The organism is Silvanigrella sp. (assembly GCF_044369315.1).
Classification (GTDB): domain Bacteria; phylum Bdellovibrionota_B; class Oligoflexia; order Silvanigrellales; family Silvanigrellaceae; genus Silvanigrella.
Genome location: NZ_JBIPMD010000101.1, coordinates 1 through 10,694, shown reverse-complemented (window position 1 = coordinate 10,694; position 10,694 = coordinate 1). Strand labels below are relative to the sequence as shown.

The 10,694-nt window shown below is 29.2% G+C and carries 9 protein-coding genes and 1 pseudogene; 2 read left to right on the top strand and 8 right to left on the bottom strand.

Features of this window, described 5'->3' with window-relative positions; genetic code table 11:
- The first annotated feature begins 325 nt into the window (after positions 1 to 325).
- Positions 326 to 628: a hypothetical protein gene (locus ACIQ56_RS09530; RefSeq protein WP_397600831.1), complete on the top strand. Its 303-nt coding sequence runs from the start codon at positions 326 to 328 to the stop codon at positions 626 to 628.
- A 13-nt stretch (positions 629 to 641) separates the two neighbouring features.
- On the opposite strand, the gene trpA is transcribed toward ACIQ56_RS09530, so the two are convergent.
- The 5 genes from trpA to ACIQ56_RS09505 are packed head-to-tail and all read right to left on the bottom strand — an operon-like array spanning position 642 to position 8,071.
- Positions 642 to 1,409: a tryptophan synthase subunit alpha gene (trpA, locus tag ACIQ56_RS09525; protein ID WP_397600830.1), complete on the bottom strand. Its 768-nt coding sequence runs from the start codon at positions 1,407 to 1,409 to the stop codon at positions 642 to 644.
- Positions 1,406 to 2,566 carry a tryptophan synthase subunit beta gene (trpB, locus tag ACIQ56_RS09520; protein WP_397600829.1) on the bottom strand — a complete coding sequence of 387 codons (1,161 nt, stop codon included), beginning with the start codon at positions 2,564 to 2,566 and terminating at the stop codon, positions 1,406 to 1,408. Before trpB ends, trpA begins: the two co-directional genes overlap by 4 nt.
- A gap of 11 nt (positions 2,567 to 2,577) precedes the next feature.
- Positions 2,578 to 4,905, bottom strand: coding sequence for a hypothetical protein (locus ACIQ56_RS09515; protein WP_397600828.1), 2,328 nt, complete (start codon positions 4,903 to 4,905; stop codon positions 2,578 to 2,580).
- Positions 4,906 to 6,825: a chorismate-binding protein gene (locus tag ACIQ56_RS09510; protein ID WP_397600827.1), complete on the bottom strand. Its 1,920-nt coding sequence runs from the start codon at positions 6,823 to 6,825 to the stop codon at positions 4,906 to 4,908.
- Complete coding sequence (locus tag ACIQ56_RS09505) at positions 6,809 to 8,071, bottom strand: 3-deoxy-7-phosphoheptulonate synthase (RefSeq protein ID WP_397600826.1); 1,263 nt, start codon at positions 8,069 to 8,071, stop codon at positions 6,809 to 6,811. Before ACIQ56_RS09505 ends, ACIQ56_RS09510 begins: the two co-directional genes overlap by 17 nt.
- A 257-nt stretch (positions 8,072 to 8,328) precedes the next feature.
- Between ACIQ56_RS09505 and ACIQ56_RS09500 the strand changes: the two genes are divergently transcribed.
- Positions 8,329 to 8,817 (top strand): hypothetical protein, encoded by a 489-nt coding sequence (locus tag ACIQ56_RS09500; protein WP_397600825.1) that lies wholly within the window; start codon positions 8,329 to 8,331, stop codon positions 8,815 to 8,817.
- A 74-nt stretch (positions 8,818 to 8,891) separates the two neighbouring features.
- Here ACIQ56_RS09500 and ACIQ56_RS09495 read toward each other — a convergent pair whose 3' ends face one another.
- From ACIQ56_RS09495 to ACIQ56_RS09485, 3 genes and pseudogenes are all read right to left on the bottom strand, one after another.
- Positions 8,892 to 9,569, bottom strand: a complete 678-nt coding sequence (locus ACIQ56_RS09495; RefSeq protein ID WP_397600824.1) for an ATP-binding cassette domain-containing protein — start codon at positions 9,567 to 9,569, stop codon at positions 8,892 to 8,894.
- The gene (locus ACIQ56_RS09490) at positions 9,566 to 10,423 is read right to left on the bottom strand and encodes an ABC transporter permease (protein WP_397600823.1); all 858 of its coding nucleotides are present in this window, start codon (positions 10,421 to 10,423) and stop codon (positions 9,566 to 9,568) included. Before ACIQ56_RS09490 ends, ACIQ56_RS09495 begins: the two co-directional genes overlap by 4 nt.
- A 70-nt stretch (positions 10,424 to 10,493) precedes the next feature.
- Positions 10,494 to 10,694, bottom strand: a pseudogene (locus tag ACIQ56_RS09485) (hypothetical protein); the annotation flags it as partial.

Below are 10,694 nucleotides of genomic sequence, written 5' to 3'. Positions count from 1 at the left end.
CTACGCAATGAATATCATCTCTGGGAGCCGGATGTGGGAAAACTACAAGTCCGGTTCTGCAGGGGTTTCATGGCAATGAATTACTTTATTTGAAAGGAAATAAAAGTCATGTCTCTACCTACCATAAAATCATCAAATAAATATTTATTCTATTTTTTTTTTAACTGCATTATTTTTTCAATCTTTTATTTATGCAGAAGAAATATCACTTTCTGTCTATTGTGCAAATAAAGATCGAAAATGGCATTGGTTAAAAGACTCTCAAAATCAGTATATAAGTATAAAAGGTGAGAAAAAAATAATATATCATGTTCATGAAGAAGACGTGATATCTGTTGATTATTTTAATATTTCAGGTTCCGATGCTGAAAATAAAATGAATGATTTAAAACAAAAATGTATAAGTTCGTTTGGTCCAGAATTTGAATTCGTTCAACCTGCTCAAACAAGAATGTCTGATTGGATTTTATTTAGCATTAACTTGGATAAATTTACAAAAGGTTTTTTTACGATAAATATTACAAGTGGGAAGTTTTTATTAATAGAAAGTTTCAATGAAACAATTTTAAACTTAAATGATAATATTAAAATAAATGATATGAAAAATAATTTAAAATTAATGCTTTAAATAAAAATTTTTATTAAAATAATTTATTTATATTTGATTTTAATTCAGCAAGATAATTTTTACTAAAATGATAAAGTAAATTACTTATTTCATTTTCATCATGATCTAATAATTGGTTAAAATAATAATCCGTAATTTTTTTAACAAAAGAGCTTCCTATTATGACACCTGATGCTCCTTGATTTTTTGCTTCTAAAATATCATTTTGGTTTGAAATACCAAAACCAAGCCAAACATCTTTATTCGAAATTAATTTTAAATTATCGATTGCTTTTTCGGTTGATAGTTCGTTTTTTTGATTTTCACCCGTAGTTCCCTGAACTCGCGTTAAATAGATCATGGATATTTCTTCTGGAGGAAATAAATTATCTTTTTTTAAAGCAATTTCTTGATTTAAAAACCAGACTCTTTTTGTGGAAACAGGAAACGGATTTTGAATATTATGGCGAATATCTGAAATTAAAATACCATCTAATTCTGGAATTTTATATCTTCTATTTATATCATATAAATGCTGTGAGGTTGTCATGATAGAAATCTGTTGATTTAAATTGCACATTTTTTTTAAATCAGAAAGCCCATTGCAAATTTCTTCCCAAGATATATTTTCCTTAACAGCCCTTGCATGACTTTGTTGAATTGTCGTTCCATCTAATAAAGGGTCGCTAAATGGCAATCCTATTTCAAGAAGATCTGCTTTGCCATCTAATAATCCTTTAAAAATTGCTAAACTATTTTTTATTCCTAAATCTCCAATTGTAAAATAAATTCCAATTTTCATATTATATTCTCACTTAAATTAACATATTTTGATATCGTATCTAAATCTTTATCACCACGTCCACTTAAACAAATAACAATGGTTTTACCTGGATTATGATTTAAATATTTTTTTGCTCCCGCAACTGCATGAGCAGACTCTAATGCGCATAATATTCCTTCTTCTTTTGCTAAAAGTTGAAGAGCTTCTATGCATTCTATGTCATTAATGGAATAATGGGATAACCTATTTTCTTGTTTTAAACCACATAACCAAGGACCTACGGCTGGATAATCTAATCCAGCACTAATTGAATGTGTTTGTGCAATTTGTCTTTCTGAATTTTGAAGTACAAGGGTTTCCATGCCATGCAATATTCCCATACCGCCTTTTTCTAAACTTGCTGCTCCATCTGCTTCACAACCAATAAGATCTACATTGATATCATCAACAAAAGGAGTAAACATTCCCGCTGCATTGCTCCCTCCTCCGACACATGCAAATAAGGCAGAGGGAAGTTTTCCTGTTTTTTGGATGATTTGAGATTTCGTTTCTTCTCCAATTATTTTTTGAAATGTTCTCACCATTTTTGGAAAAGGATATGGCCCAACGATGGAACCAATACAATAAAAGTGATCTTGATAAGACGAAACCCAATCACGCATAGCTGCATTAACTGCTTCTTTTAATTTAGCGTTACCTTCTGTTACTGAAATCAACTGTGCACCAAATAATTTCATACGTAACACATTTAATTTTTGCCGTTGAATATCTACTTCACCTTGATAAACTTTTACAGATAAGCCTAAATTTGCTCCTGCCATTGCAGAAGCAACACCATGTTGTCCAGCACCCGTTTCTGCAATGACATTGGGAATTCCCATGTATTTTGACAAGGAGCACTGAGCAATTGCATTATTTAGTTTATGGGCTCCGCCGTGAACGAGATCTTCCCTTTTAATATAAATTTTTCCACCAAAGAGTTTACTTAAATTTTTTGCTTCAAAAAGTGGTGTTTCTCTTCCGCAAAAGTCTTGTAATAATTCTTTTAATTTTTCTTTTTCATTCTTATCATTTATATAAGATAAAAATCCATTATTTAAAAAATCTAATGCATTTTCGAGAAGTGGAGTGACAAAACGATCTTGTAATTCCATTTTTTCTGATAATTTAAACATAATTGAAAACCTCAAATCCTAGAAATAAGTAAACTCATTTTTTCAAATGAAAAAGAGTCAAGATGTGCTGTTAAATCAGAATTACTAACACCAGTAGCACAGTCTATTCCAACGGGAGACCATCCCATATCTTTGCATTCATTAAGACGTGATAAAACATTTTGCTCATGAATTCCTCCACTAGCAAAAACAGGAATGAGCTGTTTCTTTAAATTTTTAGGATATTGTTCTTCTATGCCAGAACCAGGAATTGAGCTATCAAGTAGAAATGCATTCATGCCCAAAAACTTTTGCGAATTAGAAACAATTAAATTATTTCTATTTATGAGCATTGGAATTGAATAACATTGCTCAATACTTTTAAAGTGTGAAATAATTTTTAAACATTCAAGACAAACATCATCTCTTGTTATAAAACATATTTTATCTTGTATTTTTTCCAAATGTGGAATTAATTTTATTAAGTTATTTTTACCTATAAATCTTTTTGAGGCAGGAATTAAATTAATTCCAATTAAATCTATATTTAATTCGATTGCGCGATCGATATCATTTAAAGTGCGGGCTCCACAAAATTTAATAGTTGGCTTTTTATTAATGCATTTAGAAATAAAATTTCGAATAGAACTTGCTTCACTAATCTTCATAAAAGCCGAGCCCACTATACAGCCTTTAAAGATAGATAAACAATTTCGAATTTCTAAATGAGAATTTAAGCTACTTGCTAAAATAATCTTAGAAGAATCTATCTTTGTATTTGAAAAATGAATTAAAAAATCGCGAAATCCTTTATTTTCTTCTAGTGAAAATAAATTTCGAGAATTTAAAACATGAAAATCACCTATAGTTGGAATTTGAAAAGAGCTTTCCACAAATGAAGCGACATTTTGATTATTGCAATATTCAACAAGGGTTTTTAATTCTACTTCATTTAGCATGTCCTGAAGTAATAAAATACCATTTGCTCCCGCATTTATTAAAGCTTGAGCTTCTTCAATTGTTCTTATAAAATCTTTAGCTAATATAGGTTTTGTTGTAAGTCTTCTTACTTTTTGTAAAAGATCAATTGAACCTGAAAAGGATGGATGTGTTACAACACTAATAGCATCGGAATTTTGGTAAGATTTGATCCTATCTTCTATAGATAAATCTGAGTTAAAATTTTCTTGTGGTCTAGATAATTTTATTTCTGCAAGGAGTAATTTTTCTTTTTGAAAAAAAGACTCAATTTGATTTGAATTATGAGAAATATTATTTTTAAATGATGACAAAATAAGATTATTTTTTACTAAAATAGGGCTTTTTGAATGTATTTTTTTTAATTGGTTTATTTTTAAAATTCTTTTTTGTACCAAATTAATATGTTCATTCATTTGGTCTAAAATGATTTTATAATTTGAAATTATTTTTTTAGGAATATGAATGAGTAAGGCATTTAAATTATTTTTGGAGCAGGATTTAAATTCATTTAAAACACCCAAGATGGAAAGATTGAATGCAATTAATTTTTTAGCAATTTGCGTCTCATTTGTCTCTTTTAAACTTAAAAGGTCATTTGCAATATGAACACCATCCGAAAAAATATTAAATCTAGAATCACTTATTTCTTCAAATGGTTCTATTTCAAAATCATAAATTTCCTTATCTTTGTAAAAATATAAGTAAGTTTTTGCAAATGGCGAAGCTTCATCTAAATATCCTTCCGCGTCTTTTGAGGTCACAATCACGGCTTTTTGATCTAATATTTTGCATGTTTCCGCTAATTTTTTTGCAATACTCTGGTTAAAAGCACCTATCATTTTTGCTTCAACTGGAATTGGATTTAAAAGAGGGCCTAATAAATTAAAAATAGTGGGTCCTTGCATTTTTTTTCTGATAGGAGCGCTTTTTGCAAACATGGGATAAGTATAAGCAGCCGCTAAAAAAACAACACCTGTTACCCTAAAGTATTCAGCAGCGTTTAAAAAAACAGATTCCAGAGAAATTCCTAATTTTTCAATAAAATCGATAGCTCCTACTTTTCCAGTTGAAGAACGACCTCCATGTTTAATAACTTGAAATCCAATATTAGGAGCAAACAAACTGACTAAAGTAGAGGTATTTAATTTATTACCTCCAATACCGCCTGTACCTACAATATCAAAAACAGGAAAATCAGCACTTAAAATAATTTCATTTAAATTTTGAGGAGTTTTACCCTGTTTTTTTATTTCTAGAACAAGGTTTGCTAAAACTTCAGGCTTTAAATTAGTACCAATTTTATAAAGTAACTCTGTGGTAATTTCATCATTTAAAAGAATATTTATTATGTAATTAGACTCTTCCCTAATTTTTTTCATTTAAAAAGACTCCATCCAATTTTTAATCATTTTTTCACCAATTGCTCCTGTTAAAAAACTTTCAGGATGAAATTGAACAGCACATACATTTGATTTTTTATTTAAATATTCTAATGCCATAGGAGTTTGTAATTCGTCATAAGCAACAATATTGATTTTCTTTGGAATATTTTCAGCATATAAAGAATGGTAACGGCCTACTTCAAATTCGTTTGGGAGCGATTGAAAAAGTATTTTACTATTTTCTACATAACAGGTTCTTGCTTTACCATGCACAGGATTTTTTAATTTAGAAACTTTTCCACCACAAGCTTCAATAATGGCCTGAAATCCAAGACATACTCCAAAAATTGGTTTTAATTCGATTAAATTTTGAATATGTTCAATTAAATAGCCCGCCTCTTTTGGATGAGATGGGCCTGGCGATAATATAATTCCATCATATTTTGAAAAATCAAAATCTTTTGTCGTATTTCTTATAATATCTACATCAGCACCACAGTTTTCAAATAAAGAAACAAGATTGTATGTGAAACTATCAAAATTTTCAATCATAAGAAGCTTTTTCTTATGAAGTTTGTTTTTTTGAAATTTAGCACTTAAATTCAAAACAACTTCAGGAGATTTATTTTCATTAAAACAATAATGATCTTGATTAATAATTGAAAGCATATTTTTAAGTTTAGAACCACATTCCCAATACTCATAATCTTTATTCGCTTCAAAAATAATTGAAGAACCAGCTTGAAAAGTGATTTTACTTTGATTTAAAAATGCAGTCCGAATAAGAATAATTGCAATTATATTCCCATCGGGTTTTATATGAATTAAATTTCCACCGTAAAATTTTCTTGGTTCATTTTCTGAGTTTGAAATTATTTCCATTGCTTTTCTTTTTGGAACACCAACAAGTGTTCCTGCATTGATTGAAGAAAGAATGGCATCGATACAATCAAAATCAGATTTTAATTTTCCTGTTACTGTTGATTGTGTGTGAATAATATGTTCGAGAATTAATGGTTCTCTATAATTGCTAACAGACACATTTTTGCAAAATCGATTTAAATCGTTTCTTGCAAGGTCTACTAACATGTCTAACTCACATTTTTCTTTTTCTGAAGAATAGAGTTTTTCTAACTCTAATAATTCTTGTTCACTTAAAAAATATTCATTTGAAGCTCTACGAATGGAACCACTGATTGGTTTCATTGTTACATTTTCATTTTCGATATCTATTAATATTTCTGGACTTGCTCCTATAATATCCGTTTGAAAAAAATTTAAAGCAAATCGATAAGGAGCTCTTTGTAACGCGATTGAATTTTTTAAATAATTGAACATTTGTAATGGATCGGTTTTAAATTCTAATTTTCTAAAAAGAACCAATTCATAAACATCACCTTCCTTAAAATGTTCCATTACTTTATCATAATTTTTAAAATATTGATCACTTGAATCTTGAATTAAGTGACATTTTGGTACTTTTAAATCATTATTTTTTTGCTCTTTAATATGATTTAAAAATAAATTTGTATCAATAGATGAACATTCGCTAATCATAAATTCTGCCAAAACGGTATCATTATCATAAATTGGAATTTCTTCGATGACATGTGCAGCTTCAAAGCTTAAAATAATAAAACAATGAAAGTTATTAATTTTAGAAATTTCTTGTAATTCTCTTAAAATTTCTAATTGCCCTGATTTTTTTAATTTAAAAAAACTACTATTTTCTTTTTTATTATTCATGAAATTTTTTGATGAGTTTAATTTTATTTGAGAAGCAATTGAATCCCCAGTTTCACTGTGTGGTTTTAATTCTATTCTATTCAAATAAAGAATTCCAGATACATGATTTTTATTTGGTATAAAAGTTTCTTTTGGATAGGATAAAAAATTTTGATTATTTAAATTTTTCATTTGAGATCCTCATATATTCTTTTATGAATTGAGAAATAATTTCCGTTGTCTGTGAAGAATTTAGTCTTGGATCACAGGCTGTTTGATAATTTAAATGAAGATCATTTTCTGTTATATCTTGAAATCCGCCAATACACTCTGTTACGTTATCTGGAGAAGTTTCTAAATGCATGCCACCCAAATATGAATTTTCTGACTTATGAATATGTAAAGACAGAACTAATTCATCTAATATTTTATTAAAATATCTTGTTTTGATCCCTTTTATTGTTTTTTCCGTATTTCCATGCATCGGATCGCTCATCCAAGTAACTTGAAAACCTTCTTTTTGTATGGAACGAATAAATTTTGGTAAATAGGTTGAAATTTTTTGATGACCCATTCTAGGAATCAATACAATTTTTCCATTTTCTTGGTTTGGATTTAATATTTCAATCATTTTGAGCAATTCATCCATTGTTATATTTTCGCTAAATTTAATGCCAATAGGATTTGTTATTCCCGATAAATATTTAATATGGGCTCCCTGAATTTGCCGCGTTCTTTCTCCTACCCAAACAAAATGCGAGCTCGAATTATAAAAACGATTATAACGAGCATCATATCTTGTTAATGTGCTTTCATAATCAAGCAGCAAAGCTTCATGTGAGGTATAGGTATAAGAATTTTTATTAAATATTTGCGCATAGCTGAAAACTTTTTTCGCTTTTTGATATGCTTTAATTAAATTAATTGGATGATTTCTTCTTGCCTCATAAGTAAATTCATTTGAATTTATAATGTCTCCCCTATAAGCAGGCAAAGTTATATTTTCTTTTGTTTCAAATGAGTCACTTCTTGGTTTTGCAAATTGCCCAGCCATTCTTCCAATTAAAGTAATTTCTCTATTTAATCCTAGTTGTAAAATTTCTTTTTGTTTCGTTAGTTCTAATATTTTTAATTTCACTTTATCAAAAGTGCAATCTTTAAATAATTCAGCGCAATCCCCAGCTTGAAAAAGAAATGATTTTCCCTTTTCTGCACTCGCTATTTTATTTTTTAATTCTTCTATTTTACTTAAAGAAACAATTTCAGAAGCCTCTTTTAGTTTTTTTAAGCATTTCTGAAGCAATTTTACGTCTTGGAATGAAGGCTGTTGCAAAGCAGGATAAAAACGCCAACTATCCGGAGTCCAGGATAGAGTTTTAGGATCTATTCTAAACTTTCTGCAATGATTGGTATTTGTGTATTCCTTTTGAAGCAACATGTGACAGAACCTCCTTATATTACGTACCAGTATGATAGTGCGCTATTTTGTGGATACCAAACATGTTGTATTAATGTCAAGCAAAACAAAAAAAATACGAATCCCTTTTTCCAAAAATTTCTTCATTTATAAATAGGAATAAGTTCTCAGCAATTTTTAAAAACAATAATTTTAGATACTTGACAAAATTAAAATATGAAAATATGAAAATATGAATCAATATCATTAAAAACTCTTTTTTCTTTTGGAGGTATAAAATGCCGTTGCGTTTTTTAAAATTAAGTACAGTCCTTTTTTTCTTAAGCTCATTCCCGATATTTGGTTTGACCCAAAATCCAAGTTGCCAAATAAATGGGAATTTAAAAAGGGTTCATGTTTGGTACACAATAAATAATAAAGACAATAAATATAATTGGTTTCTTCAAATTTCTCGATTTTACGAAAATAATATTATTTTTGTCGATGAATCCTGCAATCCAGTAGATTTAAATCAAAAAATTGAAATACCAATTAATTCGACTCGAAAATTTGGTATGATTGTAACCGAAGCAAAATCTTTTAATTCCATTTACTCCTTTACTGGAGTAAGAAATGATGAAGATTTGATTAAAGTACCAAATCGTAAAAAAACTTGTATTTTTGTTGTGGCACCATATGGGCCTGGTCAAATGGATAGGGTCGATTGGAAATTAAATAATTCAGATTGTTTTGCGGATAATTTTGGAACTGAAATTAATTTTAAATAAAATTTTAATTTCAGATTTTGATTGAGTACAAATATAAAGATTTCATGTTAAAATTTTTATTTCTCAAGATTTTTTTATTCCGTCTGCAAAAATCCTTTTTGCAAAACCCATGTTCGGTTTGCTAAAAATTTGGCACGTTGTTCATCGTGAGTAATCATCATTGTGGCCATTTTTCTTTGTTTCGTAAAGTTATGAACAAATTGTAGCAAGTTTTCTGTTGAAACAGGATCTAATGCTGCTGTTGGTTCATCTAATAATAAAATATCGGGGTCACATAAAGTAGCCATTACAATGGTAATGATTTGTCTTTGTCCACCAGATAATTTACCGATTGGGGTATTTAAATGCTCTTCTAATCGTAGATTAAGTGGTTTCAGAGTTTCTTCAACGATATATTCAGGAAAATTTTTAATTGCCGATTTAAATCCTGCTATTTTTCCTTTTAGAGTTGCCATAGCTAAGTTTTCAGCAACTGTCATGGTTGCAACAGATCCCATATGGGTATTTTGAAAGACGCGACTGATAAATTGGGATCTTTTTGCTTCTGAAAGCGTTGTGATGTCTGCGTTATTTCGAAATATTTTACCTTTTGTTGGAATGATGCGTCCAGAAACGGTATCTAATAAAGTGGATTTACCAGCGCCATTATGACCTAATATTAATATAAAATCTTTTTCGTTTATTGCACAGTTTATTTGCTGAAGGGCTTTGAATTCGCCAAAACTTACATGTACATTCTCTATCTTTATCATACCGCTTTGGCTCCTTTTATATTTTCCATTTTTTTAACAACTAGGATAACTACAATAAGGAGCCCAGTAATTAATTTTTGCCAAGATGGTTCAACTTGTAATTCAATGGTAATAGCAATAATTAATTGATAAATAATGGAGCCAAGAATTGCCATTAAAAACATATTTGCAGCAACTAATTCTGCGATCATACACCCAGCTAAAGCAGCAATTAAAGTACCAACATTTCCAAATGCAGAGAAAAAACCACTGTATTGGACAAAAATTCCACCAGCAAGGGCGCTCAAAGAATTTGCCATAATAAGAGAAAGTGTAATATAAAATGGGACACTTTTTCCAAGAGAAGTAACAAATTGTTCGTTTACACCAGTAGATCTTAATATAAATCCATTTTCTGTTTTCATATACCAGATAAAAACATAAGCAATAAAAAATGTAATTAATGCTAATATAATTAAAGAACCAAAAGGATATTCTTGAGCAAAAGTAAAAATAGTTTTCGCATTTCCTAATGCCACATTTGCCGTGCCAATATTTATACTTATTGAAAAGAGCATTGTAGTAACAACAATACCTGAAATTAATTTATTTAGTCCGAGTTTTGTATGAAGTAAGCCTGTAATACAGCCAGAAATACCACCGCTAATAATAGCAAGAATAAGAGCTAGCCAAGGGTTTGTATCATGTAAAATAGCCCAAGCAACAATGGCACCACCAAGGCCAAATGTTCCTTCAATACTAAAGTCATCAAATTTCATTACTCGTGAAGCTAAATAAATAGCCATAACTACAAATGATCCAATAAATCCACGCTCAAGTATTCCAATAGCCACTGGCAAAAGTGATGAAGACATTATGCATATTCCTAAATGAACTTGCTCGCTCTTACTGAGTGAACATTAACCTTAAAATTAAGGTTAATTTTTATAATAAAGTAACTTCCTGTTTTAATGATTCAGGTAACGTAATGTTGAGTCTTTTTAATTCAAAAGAATTAATATAAATTTTGCTATTTGGTGCAATAATTTCGGTATCCATTGGTTTTATATTTTTATTTATAATCTGATTTAATAAGTCAGCAGATTGAATACCTGATTGAATATAATCCACACCAAATTGCATTAA

What these genes read in the sequence shown, in the direction of transcription:
- trpA (WP_397600830.1), bottom strand. Translation starts at nt 1,409, where the DNA reads ATGAAAATTGGAATTTATTTTACAATTGGAGATTTAGGAATAAAAAAT.
- trpB (WP_397600829.1), bottom strand. Translation starts at nt 2,566, where the DNA reads ATGTTTAAATTATCAGAAAAAATGGAATTACAAGATCGTTTTGTCACT.
- ACIQ56_RS09515 (WP_397600828.1), bottom strand. Translation starts at nt 4,905, where the DNA reads ATGAAAAAAATTAGGGAAGAGTCTAATTACATAATAAATATTCTTTTA.
- ACIQ56_RS09510 (WP_397600827.1), bottom strand. Translation starts at nt 6,825, where the DNA reads ATGAAAAATTTAAATAATCAAAATTTTTTATCCTATCCAAAAGAAACT.
- ACIQ56_RS09505 (WP_397600826.1), bottom strand. Translation starts at nt 8,071, where the DNA reads ATGTTGCTTCAAAAGGAATACACAAATACCAATCATTGCAGAAAGTTT.
- ACIQ56_RS09500 (WP_397600825.1), top strand. Translation starts at nt 8,329, where the DNA reads ATGCCGTTGCGTTTTTTAAAATTAAGTACAGTCCTTTTTTTCTTAAGC.
- ACIQ56_RS09495 (WP_397600824.1), bottom strand. Translation starts at nt 9,569, where the DNA reads ATGATAAAGATAGAGAATGTACATGTAAGTTTTGGCGAATTCAAAGCC.
- ACIQ56_RS09490 (WP_397600823.1), bottom strand. Translation starts at nt 10,423, where the DNA reads ATGTCTTCATCACTTTTGCCAGTGGCTATTGGAATACTTGAGCGTGGA.